Source organism: Ktedonobacterales bacterium, from assembly GCA_036557285.1.
In the GTDB taxonomy this organism is placed as follows: Bacteria; Chloroflexota; Ktedonobacteria; order Ktedonobacterales; family DATBGS01; genus DATBHW01.
The window spans coordinates 108,876-128,805 of sequence record DATBHW010000060.1 but is presented as its reverse complement, the minus strand read 5'-3'; the positions used below and the strand labels follow the sequence as shown (position 1 = coordinate 128,805).

At 55.1% G+C, this 19,930-nt stretch carries 15 protein-coding genes and 1 tRNA gene; 4 read left to right on the top strand and 12 right to left on the bottom strand.

Annotation, left to right across the window (positions count from 1 at the left end):
* Positions 1-68: 68 nt before the first annotated feature.
* The 9 genes from VH599_18430 to VH599_18390 all read right to left on the bottom strand — a co-directional run bounded on the left by VH599_18430 (position 69) and on the right by VH599_18390 (position 7,838).
* Positions 69-722, bottom strand: a complete 654-nt coding sequence (locus VH599_18430; protein HEY7350299.1) for a hypothetical protein — start codon at positions 720-722, stop codon at positions 69-71.
* 178 nt (positions 723-900) lie between these two features.
* Complete coding sequence (locus VH599_18425) at positions 901-1,683, bottom strand: HAD hydrolase-like protein (protein HEY7350298.1); 783 nt, start codon at positions 1,681-1,683, stop codon at positions 901-903.
* Positions 1,684-1,758: 75 nt separating this feature from the next.
* Positions 1,759-2,610: a GNAT family N-acetyltransferase gene (locus tag VH599_18420; protein HEY7350297.1), complete on the bottom strand. Its 852-nt coding sequence runs from the start codon at positions 2,608-2,610 to the stop codon at positions 1,759-1,761.
* Between the two features lie 75 nt (positions 2,611-2,685).
* Positions 2,686-3,774 (bottom strand): peptide chain release factor 1, encoded by a 1,089-nt coding sequence (prfA, locus tag VH599_18415; protein ID HEY7350296.1) that lies wholly within the window; start codon positions 3,772-3,774, stop codon positions 2,686-2,688.
* 322 nt (positions 3,775-4,096) lie between these two features.
* A tRNA-Cys gene (locus VH599_18410) sits at positions 4,097-4,177 on the bottom strand.
* Between the two features lie 978 nt (positions 4,178-5,155).
* Positions 5,156-5,773: a hypothetical protein gene (locus VH599_18405; protein ID HEY7350295.1), complete on the bottom strand. Its 618-nt coding sequence runs from the start codon at positions 5,771-5,773 to the stop codon at positions 5,156-5,158.
* A gap of 80 nt (positions 5,774-5,853) precedes the next feature.
* The gene (locus VH599_18400; protein HEY7350294.1) at positions 5,854-6,753 is read right to left on the bottom strand and encodes a hypothetical protein; all 900 of its coding nucleotides are present in this window, start codon (positions 6,751-6,753) and stop codon (positions 5,854-5,856) included.
* A gap of 35 nt (positions 6,754-6,788) precedes the next feature.
* Positions 6,789-7,007: a hypothetical protein gene (locus VH599_18395; GenBank protein HEY7350293.1), complete on the bottom strand. Its 219-nt coding sequence runs from the start codon at positions 7,005-7,007 to the stop codon at positions 6,789-6,791.
* A gap of 687 nt (positions 7,008-7,694) precedes the next feature.
* A complete protein-coding gene (locus tag VH599_18390; GenBank protein ID HEY7350292.1) occupies positions 7,695-7,838 on the bottom strand; it encodes a hypothetical protein in 144 nt (47 codons plus the stop codon).
* A gap of 213 nt (positions 7,839-8,051) precedes the next feature.
* On the opposite strand from VH599_18390, the gene VH599_18385 reads away from it, so the two are divergent.
* From VH599_18385 to VH599_18370, 4 genes are all read left to right on the top strand, one after another.
* On the top strand, positions 8,052-10,841 hold the full coding sequence (locus tag VH599_18385) for a DEAD/DEAH box helicase family protein (GenBank protein ID HEY7350291.1): 2,790 nt from the start codon (positions 8,052-8,054) through the stop codon (positions 10,839-10,841).
* Positions 10,838-12,409, top strand: coding sequence for a restriction endonuclease subunit S (locus VH599_18380; GenBank protein ID HEY7350290.1), 1,572 nt, complete (start codon positions 10,838-10,840; stop codon positions 12,407-12,409). Before VH599_18385 ends, VH599_18380 begins: the two co-directional genes overlap by 4 nt.
* Before the next feature lie 25 nt (positions 12,410-12,434).
* On the top strand, positions 12,435-13,925 hold the full coding sequence (locus VH599_18375; GenBank protein ID HEY7350289.1) for a class I SAM-dependent DNA methyltransferase: 1,491 nt from the start codon (positions 12,435-12,437) through the stop codon (positions 13,923-13,925).
* 211 nt (positions 13,926-14,136) lie between these two features.
* Entirely contained in the window at positions 14,137-15,303 is a 1,167-nt protein-coding gene (locus VH599_18370; protein ID HEY7350288.1) for a hypothetical protein, read from the top strand.
* Here VH599_18370 and VH599_18365 read toward each other — a convergent pair.
* From VH599_18365 to VH599_18355, 3 genes are all read right to left on the bottom strand, one after another.
* A complete protein-coding gene (locus tag VH599_18365) occupies positions 15,300-16,175 on the bottom strand; it encodes an ATP-binding protein (protein ID HEY7350287.1) in 876 nt (291 codons plus the stop codon). The genes VH599_18370 and VH599_18365 overlap by 4 nt on opposite strands.
* 60 nt (positions 16,176-16,235) lie before the next feature.
* Entirely contained in the window at positions 16,236-17,234 is a 999-nt protein-coding gene (locus tag VH599_18360; protein ID HEY7350286.1) for a toll/interleukin-1 receptor domain-containing protein, read from the bottom strand.
* Between the two features lie 345 nt (positions 17,235-17,579).
* Positions 17,580-19,820, bottom strand: a complete 2,241-nt coding sequence (locus VH599_18355) for a phage/plasmid primase, P4 family (GenBank protein HEY7350285.1) — start codon at positions 19,818-19,820, stop codon at positions 17,580-17,582.
* Positions 19,821-19,930 lie beyond the last annotated feature (110 nt).

Here is a 19,930-nt window from a genome sequence, read left to right as displayed (position 1 = left end):
GATAGCAGGCGATCACCAAACTGTTCGGTGATCGCCTGCTATCTTCGCGCTGTTTGGGAGTACCTGATTTACTGGGCTGGTTTGCTCTCCGCCCCTTCGCCAGATGGAGCTTCTGGAGGCTGAGCGTCTTCGCTGAGTGTGCTGTCAACGACCTCCGCTTCTCCCAGTGCTGGCTGCCTGGGGTGTGCCAGACGGCTGGCCCTGGTTGCGGGGATGAATGTGGCGTAAGCGAGGACGGTGAAGGCCCCAAACACAATGAGTAAGCCGGCGATCAGCGCGTCAATGGGTTGACCCAGGACGAGAAAGAGCGAAACCAGGCCGATGAGCAGAATGGGCGCGATGATGAGATCGTAGCGAATGAGCAGTGTCTGTCGCTTTGCCTGGCGCAGTTCGGTTCTTCGTTCTTGCTGGCGCGCCCGAATCTCCAGGCGGCGCGCTTCGCGCCGTTCGTCGCGGCGGGCAAGCGATGGATCGCGTGGTTTGGGCACTGGCGGCGCTGAGGCTTTGGCAGCTGCTGGTTCCGATTTCGGGGGCGGCTGGCTCGCTATCCTTGCTGGCGTCTGAGCGGTTTTTCCGCTGCTCCGAGCCGGGCGCTGGGGTTGAGGCTTTGGCGCGGCAGGCGCGCTTTTCGATGCCGCCGCCTGGCCTTTTGGCGCTGCCTGGCGCTGGCTGGGAGCTGGCTTCTTCTCCTTCTCCGCCCGCTGGTTGATTGGTGTACTCATCGGTCTTCTCTATCTCCTTGATCCCCTCTGACGCTACCCTCTGGCATCATCGAATTACAAGGCCGCGCGCCGGAGGCAGCGGTTGATGCATCTCTTGAGAGACTGGTGTAGTGTTCACCCAAGTATATGCCCGGTTCGTCGGAGGCGTCAAACGCAGCAGCCAATTATTCCTGGTTGCTTATAGCTGCTGATCCCGCGCTGCGCCAATTGGGGCTGTCGCTGTAGGTATTTCCAGCAAGTCCAGTACCTCCCGTAGATCGCGGATAAGGACGCAATCAACCTCTTCTGCCCGCAGCTTGCCAGGACGATCAATCAGGATGGGAGTGATGCCCACGGTGCGCGCCCCCAATACATCGTGAATATACGAGTCGCCAATATGGATGGCGTAATCAGGGATGGCGCTCGCGCGCTGAAGCGCCAGATCATAGAGGCCCGCTTCTGGCTTGGAGTAGCGCGAGACGGCTGAGATAACCAAGCAGTCGAAATAGCGCGGCAGGTTAAGACTGGAAATGATCGGGGCCAGGTTCACGCCCCAATCGGAGATGATGCCCAGCGTGAACCCTCTCCCTTCAAGCGCCTGGAGGGTGGGCAGCGCGTCGGGATAGAGTTCCCAATGGGTGTGCTGGTCGAATTCCCTGATGATCTCCTCAGCGCATCGTTCCAGCAAAGCCTCGTTCTCCTCAGCAATAAACGGACGCAGGAACATTTTGTAATAGCCACGCCAGAAGAGCGAAATAGCCTCTTCACTGGCCCAGGTGCGTGGATTCGCTCTGGCGGCTTTCAGAAAGTAGGCGTTGGCTTCGGGAAGTTGTTGAGAGAGTTGCTCGCTATCCAGATGGACGCCTTCCCGCTGGCACACGTCCTGGCACGTCTCGATGAGAGAAAGAGATGGCCGCAGAAGGGTAAAGCCCGCGTCAAAAAAGATGGTGCGGATGGCCTGTGGCGCTTCAAGTTTCATCATACCTATGTTGAGCCTTTACGAGACGCTCGTACCCGCCGTAGAACTGGCGCGGATGCTTTCTGACAGATACAGGCTTTACGAGCGTGAGCGGTGAAAATACACGACAGTCCAGTGGCCGATGTCCTGAAAGCCGATCTTCTTATAGACATGCGCGGCGGGCGCGTTATCTTCGAGATAAAAGAGATACGGGCAGCGCCCTTCTGCCAGGAGCTCGGCGCTAAGGGCCGCAACCACCGCTGTACTGTAGCCCTGTTTGCGCTCATCAGGTAAGGTCCAGACGCCTCCGATCATGGCCGCGTTATAGCTTTCCGCGCTGGTGGAGGCTCCCGCGACCAGACGCCCGCTCACCTCGGCAACATAGCTGCGCAGGGCATACACTCGTTCGGTCATTGACTGGCGCACCTGGGCGCTTGACGCCTGCTCAAAACCGGCTGCGCCAGTATAGAGGGTGGTAAGCGCCTGGATGTCGTCGGGGGTTGCCCTGCGGATGCCGACCTTAGCGGTTGGCTCAGGCCGGCGCCCCTGGAAACGCTCACCTGAGAGCTGTGCGAAAAAATGCGCCTCGCTGCGAACAATAGGAAGCCGCCAAAGGTGTGGCAGCGCGCTGCTGATGGTTTCGCGCGGCCCCATGATAAAGTTCAGCCGCTGGTGGAGCGCAATGTCCATGATGGGGCGCAAGGCGGATGAATCTGTGGTATAGATACCGGCGCGCTGGCCGACCATCATCAGGACGGTGACGAGCCGGTGATCTTGAAAGGCGCCCCAGAAGTGGATAAAGGGGTCGCTCAGCCCGAAGCGTTCAAGGTTGCTGCTCAGGAACACCGTCGCCCCTGGCTCAGCCGCCAGCAGTTGGCGCAGTTCTGCGTAATGCCCTTCGTGTAGCCGCCGCGTATAGGTTTCTGGACGCCGCCGGATGTCTGTTGTCACGCCCAGACTCCCACAGAGGGATGTGCTGGCAAGGCTGCTGGTGTAGCTTCCACTGGCGCAGGCCCCTCCTCTCTTCTACCCTCTGGATGTTCCTGAAGCCATGCTATCATCCTCATCGCTGGCAATGAGGGCATCAATGATGGGGTCAATTGCTCCCTCAAGGACGCGCGGCAGGTTATGCAGGCTCAGGTTAATACGATGGTCGGTGACTCGATCCTGGGGAAAATTGTAAGTGCGAATTTTCTCGCTTCGGTCTCCAGTCTGCACCTGCGAGCGCCGCGCCGCGCCAAGTTCGGCGGCCCGTTTTTGCTGCTCCAGATCCCAGAGCCGCGCGCGCAGGACGGCCATCGCTTTGTTCTTATTCTTCAATTGCGATTTTTCGTCCTGACAGGTGACGACGAGGCCGCTGGGAAAATGAGTGATGCGCACCGCAGAGTCGGTGGTGTTCACGCTCTGGCCGCCGTGTCCGGTGGAGCGATAGACATCAACGCGAATATCTTCGGGCTTGATCTCGACCTCAACGTCTTCGGCTTCGGGCAGAACGATTATTTTCGCGGTTGAGGTGTGGATGCGCCCGCTGGATTCCGTGACGGGGACGCGCTGAACGCGATGCGTGCCGCCTTCATATTTCAGACGCGAGTAAACGCCTTTGCCCCGCACCTCAAAGACCATTTCTTTGAAGCCGCCGATACCGCTTTCGTTGGAGTCCAGCACTTCAAGGTTCCAACGCTTATCCTCGGCGTAGCGGCTGTACATGCGGAAGAGATCGGCGGCAAAAAGTCCCGCCTCGTCTCCGCCAGCGCCTGCCTGGATAGTCACGATGACATTGCGCTCGTCCATCACATCCTTGGGGCGCAGCGCCACCTTGAGTTCTTCCAGGAGCCGCTCTTCCTGTCGGCGCAATCGGTCCAACTCTTCGCGGGCCAGGACGCGCAAGTCGTCATCCAGCCCATTCCCAAGCATCTCTTCCGTGTCATTGCGCTGGCGTACCGTTTCTTTCAGATCCCGATACTTTGCAACGAGAGGCTCCAGGTTGGCGTATTCGCGCCCATAGCGTTCGAGCAGATTCGGGTCGGCGATGACCTCGGGCTGGCCCATCAGGCTATTTAATTCTTCGTAGCGGGTTTCCAGGTTTGCCAGTCTATCAAATAGGGGATCGCTCAAAGAAACTTCCTCCGCGCACAAGGTCTCACGGGCGGTTCATGGGCGTTTCCCCTCTCCGCCAACCCTGTACTTTTACCAACGTTGATCTTATCACATTTTAGGGATGCTCGCCCGTATCACTTGCTGTGGGTACATCTGCTCTGCCGACAGGCGAATGCGCTACGTCGCGTGCCAGCAAGACCTGAGGGAACAAAGCAATGATCAGTCACAAGATGAATACGTCTGGTTAGCAATAAAGAGAGCCTCGCACCTGACGAGGCTCTCTTGCTTGTATAGCTGCTCGTGTCTCCATTACTTCCTGGATTCGGAAGGGTGGATAGCCTGGAGGCGACGGGCGGATTCGAACCGCCGATAGGGGTTTTGCAGACCCCCTAGTGCCTCCTGCCTGTCGGCACGTCATGCCGGACCTGCTCAGAGCAGTCCCAGCATCGCCTTAACCACCTGACACAGCATGCAAGCGCATCAACATTTTTCGCCGTAGACCCCTGCCGAACACCCGATATTCCCTTGCCCAAACAGAGCCTACAGATAGATTTTACCACACATTGCTCGCTCGTGTCAATCGGATAAAGCAGCCCCAGACCCCGCCATTCCTAATCTGGTTCGTGTGGCCGATGATCAGGCATGGTGTTGAGGGAGTTTGCGATCTTGCTCAACCAGGCATGGTGTGCTGCTCTCAAGATGATGAAGGGTTGCACATTCCCTTCAGAGTGTGGGGTTAGAGAAGAACATCGCTCTGTGGGAACAAGCACGAAGATCATGGCCGTGTACCAGGGAGATGATGGGTGGAGATGGCGGGTGAGGTCAGCATAGCATCTCATGTGTCCGGCAAGGCGGGGAGAGGCATAGAGTGCTTCACTTTCTATAAAAGGAGGTCCTTTGCTTCGTATCAAACGAAGAGGTGAGTGTCAGAGAGTACCAGCCGGACAAATTCGCTCCCCTTTTGAACTTTGCGCGATCCCAAAAAATCTACCGGGGGAGTAGAAGTTTGCGGACAAAAAAGGACCAGACAGACGCCCTTGTCTGACCGGCCTTCCACTCTTCCCTTTGGGCATGCTGTCGCTAGGACAAGAGACACATCTGGAGCCTTCGGCATAGTCCGCGTTGAAGATGGTCTACTCGTAAGCTTGTTCCCGTGACTTGAGCGATGTTTCTTGAAGTTCAGGCAACCAGCAAAGAAAGCCGTGCACACCAGTCTACCCAGTCTTGGCAACATGGCCGAAAGTTGCGCCGTAGCCAACAGGAAGTTGAACAATGTGTATGCCATCCCTGTTTGTCTCAAGGGGAGGTTGGCGGTATCTTCCAATCAACTCCCTGCCCGTTTAATCGGAGCTTCTACCAAGTTCAACACTGTTCGCTGAAGTTCGTAATAGCCCCAATATCACTCCTGCAACCAATCCATCAGATATTTGGCCTGATCGTAGACGGCCCATGCGCTTCGATAGGTCAGCCCCTTCCAGTTGAACTTTTCTTCTGTCTCTTTGGTCAAGATCGCTAACGCCCACTCCTCATTACTGGTATTGCCGTATTTATCCGTGAAGGGACCAAAGACGCGCACCGTCACAGAAGTTGGATGGAGACTGCTTGCATATAGGGCGTCCATGATGTCGTAGGTATCCCGTTGAATGACTCCGCGAGCAGTCAGCGCCCCAAGCTTTGTCTTTTTTTCTGTAATGTCAACCCGGTAGATGGTTCCATTTTGGGCAGCGCCAGTGATAACCCCTTGCAGATTATCAGAAGTACCGTCCGGCTTGTAGTGCGTCACGAGGTCAGTAATTTGGTGAACAAGGGTAGGCGTAGGTGTGGGTGTAAGGGCTTGGGCTGTCTCCGTTGCATTTATCTCGGCATCCAATGTATCGCTGCATGCCAGAAGAAACACGAGGGAAATAAGCGCGGCAAGCACCGCCACGATTTTCTTTCCCTTTGGCTGCTCGTTCCAAGGCTTCTGCTTCATCTTTCCCTCCATCTGCACATCAGTTTGATTGTGGCTTTCAAGCATTAAAACGCTTTTCTGTATGACTGGTAACAAGGCAAAAGAAAAGCAGAGTAGGCATCCGTACCTATCCTGTCCGGCCATCCTCAGAAGATGGGCATACCATCGTCTATTGGCTTCCCCTGCTTATCCTTCTCAATCAGTTTCATGATGTAAGCAAATGGAAACTTCAGCGGCTTCCCTTTTTCTGAGAAGTTCTCTGGGAGGTGGAGACGTGGGGCGACATGTGCCATAAAGTCTAGTAGCTTCTCCATCCTGTTATCGCAGGCATGCAGCAGCTTCTTTGCGTACAGGTTGGTGAGCGGATGGTTGTACCTGAAAAAGACACCCCAAGCCTGTTGTACCAAGCCCTTCTGCTTATTGCGCCATTTCTGCCCTTCTGTCCTAGGCGTGCCGTACCCAAGCCTTGCTACCTGCTCATCTACTTCCCTAAATACATCCGCTACGCCGTCTGCATAGCCTTGATAGTATTCTACCAATGCCCAATAGCTTTCCCTATCCTTCGCTATAGCAGTTCCTTGATTAAACCAGCCTGGGTCCGGTTCTGGGTATTCAAGCTCGGCAGCTTTCGCACCAGTATAACGATAAGATATGGGAGGGGAGGGAAAGAGAAGGGAAGGGATGGTACGTCTTTCATCCCGACTGGGTTCTTCTTTCCTTCCTTCAGGGAAGGGGTGCACCCCTTCCCCCTCCCCAGTTGCCGAACACCTGGAGGCAGATGGGGAGGTATCAGTCTGAGCAGGCAGAAATGCCTGCTCTTCTTCTTTCTTTCCTTCATCTGGGCAGGGCAGCACCCCTGCCCAATCTTTGATAACCAGGGTGTCTGCCGTATCCCCCGTAAGCAAGCCAGTCTGCCGTAGCTCTGATAGCGCCTTCACCCTTTCTATTGCGCCTAGCCCCGCCATTGTTGCAGCATCCTGCACTGTAACGCCGTGTTCTACATACGCATGGATGAGCCGCCGTGCATCCTCAGATAACTCTTTCAACCTTACACCTGTCCCTTTCTGTGCCGTTTGCGGCCTTAATAACGTCTCAATTGTCTGAACGCCTCCGCATATGCTTTGGCCTGTACCAATGCCTGCCCTGCTCGCCATTCGCCTAATGCTCTACTGGCTTGCCCGTCTGAATCATCAAACGTGTATGCTGTCCATCCACCGGGCAGCACCTTTACCAATTTTACGCCTGTCGCCAGCGCATAAGCAGCCGCCCATCTGTCGTAGAAATCAAGCATCTTTTCCAACCGCATTGCCTCCTTCCAAAAAGGCAACAGAAAAGCGCATGCCGCGCACGCGCCTTTCAAGTACGCTATTCAGGGCTAGGCATGCCCCGCCCTGGCCCTCAGTTATTCTTTTTGAGGGGACAAAAACCGGAAACCTGCCCCCATCTCCATCGTGTACACGGCAGAGGGTGGGGCTGTGGGGCCAGCCTCCAGCCCTTCCAGTACCTTCTATATCTGGGGCTATATCCCGAAAAGGGCAAAGTAAGCGCAGCAACTGGTTCCGCAGAGGGCACCGTATCCGCAACGGACCCTGTTACTGGTTCCTCAGAGGACACTGTACCAGGGAAGGGAACAGTACCGAATTTCGATACAGGACCAGGTTCGTTTTAAGATACACGCCCCTCTGAAGGGGCAGTCCCTCCTGGGAGCAGCTAGATTCTGCGCAGGGAGTCGCGCCTACTCACCCAAAATTTGGGGCAGTTACTCGCCCAATAATTGGGACTATCCCAAAAAATGGGACAGTGGCTATCCAGCCTAACTGGACAGGCGTTATATCTATCCCCCATCCGCTCTCCCCGTGTTCGGCCTTATCCAATCTTTCGAGCACCCTTCTGATTGGACGCTTGAATAATTGGCGAGTAACGCTGGCTGTTCGTATTTGACTTTGTAGCCCTTCGGCTCCTCAAAGCGCAGATAAAGTTGACACACTCAGTGCTGCATCAGCCACCTGACCAGGCCGAACACCTGATCGTCAGTCTTGATCCCTGCATTGCCCTCGATGAAATCCTCATCAAAGGCAACAAACTTCGCGTTGATCTCCGCCCTTGAGAGGTCGGGGAAGACCTGGCGCAACTGCTCCCATCTCCCCCTCCTCCACAGGAGAAAGATTGCCTTGATCGCTACGTCGTGGGGGGGCGCAGGATTTAGCAAAGTCTTCGAGCCATCATCTTTTATCTCAGATGGGGAAGTTGATTGCTCCTTTCCTTCTGCGGCTGTGTTCTGCTATACTGTCCTTGCTTGAACTTTTCCTCATGATGTCAGGTGGTAGGGAAGGAGGCCGAATCCATGACACCGGAAGCGAAAGCCCGTCAGAAGATTGATGGTATGCTCGCTCAGGCTGGGTGGGTAGTGCAGGATTTTGGGGCGCTGAATCTGGGTGCTGGAAGAGGGGTTGCCATTCGTGAGTTTCCGCTTTCAACCGGCCCAACCGATTATCTGCTCGTGGTAGATCGCCAGGCGGTAGGGGTGGTGGAGGCCAAGAAAGAAGGCGAGACGCTCACCGGGGTCGAGGTGCAGAGTACAAAGTATCGTGAAGGCCGTCCAGGTGCGCTCCCTGTCGCCTGCTTTCCGCTGCCCTTTGCTTATGAGACGACTGGAGTAGAAACCCGCTTCACCAATGGCTTGGACCCCGATCCACGCAGCCGCTCCGTCTTTGCTTTCCATCGGCCTGAGACGTTGGCTGAATGGCTGGCCCAGGCTCCCGAAGCCAGTGAGAACCAGATTATGCGAGCGCGTCTCCTTCGCCTGCCCCCACTTCCTCGCACCGGGCTGCGTGAATGCCAGGTGGAAGCGATCACCAATCTAGAGCGATCATTTTGGCAGAACCGGCCACGCGCGTTAGTGCAGATGGCGACGGGCAGCGGCAAGACCTACATGGCAGTCAGCAGTGTCTACCGGCTCATCAAATTCGGCGGGGCGCGGCGGGTGCTCTTCCTGGTAGATCGTTCCAATCTGGGACGACAAACGCTCAAGGAGTTTGAACAGTTTATTACGCCGGATGATGGGCGCAAGTTTACCGAACTGTATAATGTCCAACACCTGCAAAGTAACTCAATTGATCGGGTCGCACGGGTCTGCATCAGCACCATTCAGCGCCTCTACTCCATCCTCTCCGGCGAGCCAGAGTTTGATGCGTCCTTGGAAGAAGGCTCCCTCTTTGATCTGGATGCTACCCTTGCCTCCCAGCCCCCCAAGGAAGTGCTTTACAACCCCCAGGTGCCCATCGAGACGTTTGATGTGATTATTACCGATGAGTGCCATAGGAGCATCTACAACCTCTGGCGGGGCGTGCTGGAGTATTTTGATGCCTTCACCGTTGGCCTGACAGCCACGCCTAACAAGCAGACGTTTGGCTTCTTCAATAGCAATCTGGTCATGGAGTATGGGCACGAGCGGGCGGTGGCTGATGGCGTCAATGTCGATTATCAGGTCTATCGGATTCGCACGGCGATTACCGAGCGGGGTAGCACCATCGAGCAGGGCTACTACGTTGATAAGCGGGATAGGCTGACGCGAGCGAAACGCTGGGAACAGGTCGATGAGGAGATCAACTACGGGGCTAGTCAACTTGATCGGGATGTCGTCACCCCAGATCAGATTCGCACCGTCATCCGCGCCTACCGCGATGCCCTCTTTACCGACCTCTTCCCTGGCCGCAAGGAAGTGCCCAAGACGCTGATCTTCGCCAAGGATGATAGCCACGCTGATGACATTGTACAGATTGTACGCGAGGAGTTTGGCCGGGGCAACGACTTTGCCCAGAAGATCACCTACAAGACCACCGGCAGCAAGCCTGAAGACCTCATCGCCAGCTTCCGCAACAGCTTCTATCCGCGCATCGCCGTCACGGTGGATATGATCGCCACTGGCACCGATGTTAAGCCACTGGAAGTGCTGCTCTTTATGCGCTCAGTCAGGGGCAAGGGCTTCTTCGAACAGATGAAAGGGCGCGGCACCCGCACGATCTCGGACGATGACTTTCAAGCGGTCACGCCCGATGCGCGCAGCAAAGACCGTTTCGTGCTGGTGGATGCGGTTGGGGTGTGTGAGCGACTGAAGACGGATGAACCATCATTGGAACGCAAACGCTCGGTGCCGTTTGACAAGCTGCTGACCTCGGTGGCCTTGGGCAATCGTGATGAGGATACGCTGCTCTCGCTGGCCGGGCGGCTGGGACGGTTGGGGCGCAAAGCGACACTGGCGGATCAGAAGGAGATTATACAGCAGGCCGATGGGATGGAGATTCGTGACCTGGCCGAGGCGCTGATTGCTGCCTGTGACCCTGACCAACATCTGGAGATTGCGCGACAAGCCACCGGGCAAAAGGAGCCGGATGAACAGGCAATTCAGAAGGCAGCGAAGCTCCTTATGGCCGGGGTAGTAGCCCCGTTTGACAACCCAGCCTTACGCAAGCTCTTGATTGACATTCAGAAGCGCGACGAACAGACGATTGATGTGGTGAGCCAGGATACGCTGTTAGCAGCAGAGTGGGATGCCAGAGCGGAGGAGCAGGCTCGGCAGGCGGTGGGGAGCTTTCGGCAGTTCATTGAGGAGCATCGAGATGAGATTACGGCCCTCCAGGTACTCTACAACGGCCCACGCCATGCAACGCTCCGCCTGAAGGACATCAAGCAACTGGCCGCAGCCATTCAAGCGCCTCCGCTCGGATTGACGACCGACAAGCTCTGGCAGGCGTATCAACGGCTGGATGGGGCACGGGTGCAGGGCGTGGGGACGAGGCATCTGCTCACCGACCTGGTGGCGTTGGTGCGGTATGCGCTGGAGCGGGAGCACGATCAGGAGGCCAGGTTGGAGCCATATGCGGAGGTCATCCGCCGACGCTTTGCCATTTGGCTGGAGGAGCAGGAGCAGCGACGAGGGCAACCCTTCACCCCGGAGCAGCGGCAATGGTTGGAGTTGATGCGGGAGCATGTGGCGACCTCACTGACCATCGATCCGAGTGATTTCGATAACGTGCCCTTCAGCCAGCGGGGTGGGCTGGGCAAGGCATATCAAGTCTTTGGGCAGGAGTTTCCAGCAATGCTCCAAGACATCAATGAGAGGCTCGTGGCATGAGTGAGGAGAACAAACTACCACCAGGATGGTGTTGGACCGCCTTAGCAGATATAACTGTGCGCATTGGTGATGTAGACCATAAAATGCCTCGTGCAGTAGAGTCTGGAATACCTTACATCAGTACCAAGGATTTCTATGGAGACAACCAGATTGATTTCGAAGGCGCTAAACGCATCTCACCTGAAGACTACACAGCTCTAACCAGAAAGATCATACCGGAACAAGGTGATATTCTTCTTTCTCGATATGGAACTATCGGTGAGGTCAGGAAAGTCTCCACAGATGCTCCATTCCAGGCATCATACAGCATAGCCATTATAAAAACGCTTCACTTGCCTGAACTGGTTGATTATTTGCTCTATGCTCTTCGTTCAGCAGGTCTACAAGAGCAAATGCGGCGTCATATTCGTGCAAGTAGCCAGCCCGATTTAGGCTTAGAATATATTCGCCAACTTGAGATTTCTCTCGCCCCTCTTGCCGAGCATCAGCGCATCGTGGCCGCCATTGAGCAGCAGTTCACCCGACTGGATGCAGGTGTAGCGGCGCTCAAATCAGCACAGACCAGGCTCAAACGTTATCGGGCGGCAGTCCTCAAAGCAGCGGTAGAGGGGAAGCTGACGGAAGCCTGGCGGGCCGAGCATCCTGATACCGAACCTGCCTCCGTCTTGTTGCAGCGCATCCTGGCTGAGCGGCGTGCCCGGTGGGGAGTTGATATGCGAATGAAGGGCAAAGACCCGGCGAAGGTACGCTACGAGGAGTCTGCTGGGCCGGATACGACAGACCTGCCAGCGTTGCCGGAGGGATGGTGCTGGGCAAGTGTAGAGCAATTGACTAATGTTGTAGGCGGCGTCACCAAGGGTCGCAATCTGGCTGGCCGTTCTACGGTGGAATTGCCCTATCTGCGTGTTGCTAATGTTCAGAGGGGGTTCCTTGATCTAGAGATAATGAAGACCATTGAAGTCCCCACAGATGAAATTGATCGGTATTTGCTTCATGAGGGTGATGTAGTTCTGACTGAAGGTGGGGATGCTGATAAGCTAGGCCGCGCTGCACTTTGGCAAGGTCAAATCCAACCCTGTATCCACCAGAACCATATCTTTCGAGCACGGCTCATTGATCAGCGGATGCCACCCCAATGGTTAGTCACCTATGCGAATTCAGAGCAAGGGCAAGCCTATTTTCTCGAAGCTAGCAAACAAACAACCAATTTGGCCTCTATTAACCTGACTCAACTGCGCAATTGTCCAGTTCCACTGCCATCTCTTGTCGAGCAGGAACGGATCATAGCTGAGGTCGAACGCCGCCTCTCGGTGGTAAGCGAACTGGAGGCAACAGTCGAAGCCAACCTCAAACGCGCTGAACGGCTGCGGCAGAGCATTTTACGCGAGGCATTTGCTGGGCGGCTGGTACACCAAGACCCGAATGATGAGCCTGCGAGTGTGCTGCTGGAACGGATACGCCGAGAGCGAGCGACGAAGCAGAACAAGGAACGGGTGCCAGTGTTCATAGAGGCCAGACAGGTGGAGCGGGTGGCGGCAGAGCAGGTGAGCCTGTGGGACGAGGAATGAATCAGCGAGAAGGAGTACCCTTGAGATGAGCAACGCTTCCCAGGCGATAGTGCAACGCCTCTGGAATTACTGCAATCTGCTGCGGGACGATGGCATGTCCTACGGCGACTACGTAGAGCAACTGACTTACCTGCTGTTCCTCAAGATGGCCCACGAGCGCACCCAGCCGCCCTATCACCAGCCTTCGCGCATTCCAGCCGGGCACGATTGGCCCAGTCTACTCGCGCGGGATGGGGACGACCTGGAGACGCATTACCGGCATACCCTGGAAGAGTTGGGGAAACAACCAGGCATGCTCGGCCTGATCTTCCGCAAAGCCCAGAACAAGATTCAAGACCCGGCCAAGCTCCGTCGCCTCATCGTGGACCTGATTGATCGAGAAACCTGGATCACGCTGGATACCGATGTGAAGGGCGATGCCTACGAAGGGCTGCTCCAGAAGAATGCGGAAGACCTCAAGAGTGGGGCCGGGCAATACTTCACGCCGCGTGCGCTCATTCGGGCCACCGTCGATGCGATGCGCCCTGAACCCGATCAGCGTATCTGCGACCCGGCCTGCGGAACAGGTGGCTTTCTCCTGGCGGCTCACGACTACATCACCCATCACTATGAGCTAGACCGGGACCAGAAGCACTTCCTTCGCTACCAGGCGTTGCATGGCTGGGAGATTGTCGATAACACGGCGCGGCTCTGCCTGATGAATCTCTTCTTGCACGGCATCGGTGGCGATGAGGACGGCAGCGAGGTGCCCATTCGCGTGGCTGATAGCTTACGTGGCGACCCAGGCGACCGTTTTGATATGGTGCTGACCAATCCCCCGTTCGGGCGCAAGAGCAGCGTTACTTATGTCAACGAGGAAGGCAAGGAGGAACGCGAGGCTAGCGTGATCGTGCGGGATGATTTCACCGCCAGCACCAGCAACAAGCAACTCAACTTCCTCCAGCACGTCAAAACCCTGCTCAAGATCAACGGGCGTGCGGCGGTGGTGGTGCCAGATAATGTGCTCTTTGAAGGTGGGGCTGGGGAGACCGTCCGGCGCAAGCTGCTGCAAGAGTGTGAGGTGCATACCCTGCTGCGTCTCCCCACCGGCATCTTCTACGCGCAGGGCGTCAAGGCGAACGTGCTGTTCTTCGACAAGAAGCCTGCCAGCGCGACTCCCTGGACGAAGGAACTGTGGGTGTATGATCTGCGCACCAACCAGAATTTCACCCTCAAGACCAATCCGCTCACTCGTGCTCATCTCGATGATTTCGTGACCTGCTACCATCCAGAAAATCGCCATCAGCGCCAGGAGACGAAGCGATTCCACGTCTTCAGTTACGAAGAATTGCTCAAACGGGATAAGGTGAGTCTTGATCTGTTCTGGTTGCGCGATGAAAGCCTGGAGGGGGCTGATAGTCTGCCCTTGCCTAGTGTGCTTGCTGCCAGTATTGTGGAGGATTTGCAAGCGGCGCTGGAGCAATTCGCTGCGATAGCCGAGGAGTTGGGCAATGGGAGCCTAATTACCGGCGAATAACGATGCAATTCAGCCCTATCTCTGGGTCATTAACGAGGGATTGCCTGGCATTCTGATAAAGAAATTAACGAATCTGTTACTGCGGCTCGCGCCACTTTTCAAGCACTCTGAGGCACCCAGGATTGTGGAAATGAGGGGCATTTTCAGGGGGTGCGCTTTTGGACAGGAACGGGTTTGGTGTGGGGGACACGAAGAATTGGCGAGGTGAGTAATGAGCAACACAGACATCAACCTCAAAACGATTTTATCCCTCGTTGGCACGCTTGACGATTCCGCAGGAGAGCAGACCTCACGAGAACGCTTTCGCAAATACCTTGGAGAGAATATCAAGCAGATCGGCCAGGTTCGAGATTATATCGAAGAGTGCTTGCGAACATCAGGGGATCAATACAGCCGCGCTCTTCAAGACCTGGTGAATCACCTGGGGCAGTTGTTTGGGTTTACCGTCACCTTTGGGCGCTATCAGGGGGTCCAGGGGCAGATTGGCTTCGATGGCCTTTGGGTCTCCCCGACTGGTTTCCATATGGTGGTTGAGGTGAAGACAACCGAAGTGTACTCAGTCAAGACAGCAACGTTGTTAGGGTATATTGACGAACTCATTTCGGCCAAGCGGATTCCCGATTGGGAGCATGCCTTGGGTCTCTACGTCGTAGGACGGCCCGACCCGAAAGTCTCTCAACTGGAGAATGCCATTGTCGGCGAGAAGCGCACCCACCAGTTGCGGGTGATTTCTACTGATGCCCTGCTCTCACTCGCCGAGATGATGTCCCAATATGGAACGCACAAAGACTTCCTTGAAGTTGTTCGCCCTTCAGTTCCGAGGATTGACCCCATTGTCCAGTTAATGTCTCGCCTGCTGACGGGACCAAAGCCAGAAGAGATCACCGAACCAGAGGAGGCACCTGCGCCGCCCGTAGCACCAGCCCAGAAGAATGTTGTGTACTGGCTTACCCCTGTGACGGATGATGAGAAACAGACGGCTGAGGAAGTAATTCAGTCCCTGGTGGGTCAGGAGCATGTGTATGCCTTTGGGGACCGGACGCCTGGAAGAAAACATATCAAGCCAGGAGATTGGATTTGCTTCTACGCGACTGGCACTGGGGTCGTTGGACACGCACGAGTTGCCTCAGCGCCGGAATACAAACCTCATCCGAAGGTTCGTTCGCCAGAGAAATATCCTTGGGCGTTTCGCGTGGAGAATGTCAAGCTGTACCTGAAGCAACCTGTTGTCATTGATGCGGCCCTCAGAAGCAGCCTGGATGTCTTTCAAGGAAGAGACCCCAGCAGCCCTTGGGCATGGTTTGTTCAGGCAGCACGCAAGCTTAGCGAACGTGATTTTGCCCAATTAACAGGACAGCAAGAGAACACCAAGAATTAGCTGGATGTAGGTGGCCAGCCTTCAAACCCTAATAGACCGAAAAGCTCATTAAAACGATGTTCGCATTTGTTACAGAGATTGGAAAGTTCAGCGTATTCTATTGATGCGGAAGCCTGATATGCTCCTTTGCTCTCCACGATTTCCTGAAGGTTGTCGGCCACAATAGGGATGTCCAGCAAATCCTTGAGTAGATCATCCGATGGTGGAAAGAAAATAGAGGCATCGACCAGGATAGTCGCAAAGGGCCGCGTGTCGAAACGAACTTTGCCCTGATTATGGGCTACATACCTCATCTTCTCCATTTGGGCAAGGTACTGCGCAATCACCAGGCGAAGGAGCGTCACCTTACGACGGAGTTCTTCGGTATACAGCATTTGATCTCGCACCTCGTAGAATCCCATTTGTACCGCATGCCCGCCTTGCCCGCGCCTATAAAATGCGCCGGTTGACTCTACCATATGTGGCCGCCGCAGGCTTGTAGGGATATGAACGACAAAGATGCCCTTAGCTGGGTCGGAAAGTTTTATTGGGGCAGGGCTAGCCTCAAAGTAGACATCTGGCTGAATTGCTTGAATCTTCTCTCCAAACTGTTTGAGGAGGTCTTTCCCAAGAGGAAACCCAACAATCCGCTCATCAGGGGAGCGGACTTTTATGCTCCTGTCAAGTATCCCAAAGAGGATGTACCCACCACCTGCATTTGCCATTGAGCAAACTGTCCGACGGATTGATGGGATGTGGTCTGGGTCAGAGGTACGGGTTGCAGGTTGTAAGTAGGCTTTGTAGTCGAATCGCCCTGGTTCAAACTCGTGCTTCCTGACAACCTCCTTGACCGTATCAAGTGTCCACTCATCAACTCTTTCAGGTATTTCCACAGGTTTCTCACCTCCTCTCTCTTGCTGGTATCCTCGATTATAGCGTCCGACGGCGGTGCATCAGGTTGTGGTAGAGGCGGCTTTCAGGTCACGCAACAGGCGCTCAAAGGCTTTCTGGTAGGCGTCGTGATCTTTCCAGCGGGTGAAGTCCCCAATGTTGCGCATCCGACGAATATCCGCCGCCCATGCTGTGGGAGTGTTCATCACTGTGTAATCCAGCCGAATTGGAAAGAGCATCAGCCGTTTCTGCTGTCGCTCCTTTTCAAAGGCTGTTTCGACCTCTTTCTGGACCCAGGCGCTGGCAATGGAATGTTCGGAGAGGATGAGCAGCAATTTGTCGTGCAGGCGAATCGATTCGTCAATCCGTGTCCGTGTCTCGTCCCCTATCTTGAGGTCTTCCGGCGCGAACCAACAACGCACCCCCGCTCCTTGCAGGTCGTTATAGAGCCGCTTGGCGAACTCATCATCTTTGCTGGAGTAGCTGATGAACGCGGAGTAATAATCAATCGGCTTGCCCGTCAGCGAGCACATGTAGTCGATGAAGCTGTCGGGGACGCCAGTGCCACGCAGGAACACCTCTGGAATTTGGCCCTGCGAACGATAGATAGTGTCAATCCCAATCGTCGATGGTCCATCATGAATTACGGTTTCTAAATCCTGAGCTTGGGTGAGGTCTACATCTCCAAAGATCACGTAACTCATAATGGCTTCCTGCCATTTGGTTTGGCTCAGGTCAGATCGGGTAAAGCGAGTTCCAGTCAATATGGCTCTGCTTAAGTTTGCCGCTTTCAGACCTGTTCCTGTGACAGCGGTCTCGGTCAGATTAACATGGCTCAAATCAGCGTCGGTTAAGTCTGTTCTCCACAGATCAGCTACGCCCAAGTTAGCCCCGCTCAGGTTCGCCCCACTCAGGTTTGTCTGAGCCAGCCAGGCTCCTCTCAAGTCAGCCCCGCTCAGGTCAGCCCCGCTCAGGTTTGGGTATCTTTTGGGAATTTCTCGCCATTTATTCCAGACCTCTACTCCTTGTTTGATAATAGCCAAATGCTCCTCGTTTGCCATGTGCGCCTCCTCTCACCATCAGCATACAGCCGGTGTCAAGCCTGGGGTATGTCGTCATCAAACGTGGAAAAAAACGCGCCTGCTTACTGAAGAGAGTTCCTGCTGATCGTATCGTGGATGCGAAACCAAAAGCCGAGCAAGGCACCACACACCCTCGCCCACTCCGGCTGCGGAAACCAATAGGTGGGATAGGTGGGATGAGGGTGGTATTTCCCTATTATTTTCTAAAACTCTCTCTTTGGTAAAAAATATAGGGAGATACCTATGTTGCCCACCTACCTCACCTGCCAAAATGCCCCACCAGATAAAAAGAGAGGGCCAGCCGTTAGGCCAGCCCCCATCGAGTTAGAAAGGAATCTCTTCCGGCTCTCCATCCGGTGGCGTGTTGGCCTCCTTGCCCTTAGTCATCCGCACGCCTAGCAGGCACGTCTTGCCGCCTGTGACCCTGGTCATAATGCCGCGTTTCTGCACCAGCTTGTAGAAAGCCCTGATGTCGAGTTTGAACGTGTCCACCTCCTCGTCTCTGGCCCATTCTTTGAACGCCTCAAATGCAGGCTTACCAAGCATACGCGCATCGGAGTCAGCAACCAGCACGTCGTTAAAGAATCCGTAGTATTCGTCATCGCTGGCGATATACTCCTCTGTAGCCCGGTGTGCCTCTGCTGGTTCTGTGAGACCGGATTGCAGCCAGGCCAGTGCTCCCGCAATCATCCAGTTGAGAATACCGGATGCCTCAGACAGTAGTCGCTCTTTCAGGTAAAGGTCGCGCTCCTTCTCGGTGAATGTGCGATTAAAAGGCAGGAGTCGCATGCGTCGGCGTGTTGCCTCGTTATACTCACCCAGATTGGGAGGCTCGTTGGTGGATAGGATAAGTGCGAACCCAGGACGGAACTTGAACGGGGCTTTGTGTAGCTCACGTACCTGCATTGTCTCACCGCCAGTTAGCTCCTTGATTCGGCCCATATCCAGCCGGTTCTCTGAAGGTTCAGAGGCTGTTACCAACCTGGCCCCCACCAATGCGGCTAGCTCTGGGTCTGCTGCTTGGCTATTCCTTCCATGTGGTTGTTTCATCAGCGAATCTGCCTTCAAAGGCTGGGCGTAGTCTCCCAAGATGCTGGACACCACGCTAAACAAGGTTGATTTCCCATTCGCCCCCGTCCCATACGCCATAAAGAACACTTCTTCCTTGTTCTGCCCCACAAGCGCATAGCCGATCACACGCTGGATGTAGTTGATGAGGTTTTGGCTGTCCCCAAATACCTCCTTAATGAACTGCTCGAAACGAGGGGCTATGGCTGCTGTGTCAAAGTCAACATTCGCCTGCTTGATGAGCAAATCTGCCGGATTGTGTGGTTGCAGCTTGCCAGTTCTCAGGTTGATCGTGCCGTTACGGATGTTCAGCAGATATGGGTCGCTGTCAAAATCTTGTACATGCGCTGCAATCCCTGGTAGACCTGCTGCTATCTCAAGCATCGCTTTCAACCTGCCGCTGGAATAAGAACGCTGCGCATGGGCGCGGAGCAAGTTGCTTCGGTTTCTGTCCTGGGTAGTGAGTGCCTCTTTCATCAGGTCGTTGATGGAGTCTATGGCAAAGCCACGTGCCTGTTTCTCGGCATCTTGTACCCATCTGCCATTCTCGTATACCAGCCAACCCCACTCCTTCGTATGGCGCAGCTTACCACCGAACATCTGTGCAAGCCTGAGCGCGTTGCCTGTATCGGTGTAAAGTCTATCTTCTTCGATGATGGCTTTCACGCTGTCATCTTGGGCGCTGAATTGCCACTGCTGGTTTGGCTCGTAGCGGGAGATGCTGGCAGCGATACGCTCCACTTCAGCATCATCTAGCGGCGGGTCGCACCTGTTTTCATTCGTTGCCTTCAAGGCAGCTAGGATGGCTTCCTCATCAAAACCAGCATGCCGCATGTTCCCGGCCATCCTTGCAAGGGTGCTATTCCGCTGCCCTTCTGGTATTTCGTCGCCTTCTGCGGCTGTGGTATCGCGTTGTTTCTTGGCGGTGATCTTCTGAAGGAGATGTGGGGGTAGATCTGCCAGAGACACCAGCCCATCACCTGCCCATTCATAGCGGCTGCCAGATTGATGCAAGCTGAGTGGAGCAACCACATATCCTCCGTTGGCACGAATATCTACGCCCTTGGCAATCTTTGAATTGCTATTCCTGATGTCCAGCCCGACTGGGTAGCGGAAGTACAAATGCCAACCTCCACTACCAGTCCGTACTTGTGCGGTTGGTGGAATAGGTCTAACCGTATCGAGGGTAGCTCCGTGTCTTGTATCGATGTCTACCACCACCAAGCCACTGATCTCGCCTGTTCGTATCCCAATATTGGCATCCGGCCATTGTGCCCACCATTGGCGTATCTGTTCTGGGTCGCTCGTTGCATCATTCAGCCCGTTTTGGGTGCGTGGGTGCTTTGCTGGGTTCTGGCAGTCAGGCTTGCCGCAGGTGCAGACCCCATCCCGCCGCATGCTGTGAAGTGGGAAGACATGCCAGCCTCGTGCGCTGTAGGAGAGCGCACGTTCGGGATAATTTGGTGCTTCCGTTTCGGTGTGTGTTATACTATTCAAAGTGAGATGTCTCCTTTCGCAATGTGCGTTTCGTCTTCGCGTTAGATTCGCCGTTCATGAGATGTCTCCTTCCTGACTCCATTGGCACCACCCAAGAAGTCAAGAGATGG

Coding starts and splice junctions, on each gene's coding strand:
- VH599_18430 (HEY7350299.1), bottom strand. CDS start 722: ATGAGTACACCAATCAACCAGCGGGCGGAGAAGGAGAAGAAGCCAGCT.
- VH599_18425 (HEY7350298.1), bottom strand. CDS start 1,683: ATGATGAAACTTGAAGCGCCACAGGCCATCCGCACCATCTTTTTTGAC.
- VH599_18405 (HEY7350295.1), bottom strand. CDS start 5,773: ATGCTTGAAAGCCACAATCAAACTGATGTGCAGATGGAGGGAAAGATG.
- VH599_18385 (HEY7350291.1), top strand. CDS start 8,052: ATGACACCGGAAGCGAAAGCCCGTCAGAAGATTGATGGTATGCTCGCT.
- VH599_18380 (HEY7350290.1), top strand. CDS start 10,838: ATGAGTGAGGAGAACAAACTACCACCAGGATGGTGTTGGACCGCCTTA.
- VH599_18375 (HEY7350289.1), top strand. CDS start 12,435: ATGAGCAACGCTTCCCAGGCGATAGTGCAACGCCTCTGGAATTACTGC.
- VH599_18370 (HEY7350288.1), top strand. CDS start 14,137: ATGAGCAACACAGACATCAACCTCAAAACGATTTTATCCCTCGTTGGC.
- VH599_18360 (HEY7350286.1), bottom strand. CDS start 17,234: ATGGCAAACGAGGAGCATTTGGCTATTATCAAACAAGGAGTAGAGGTC.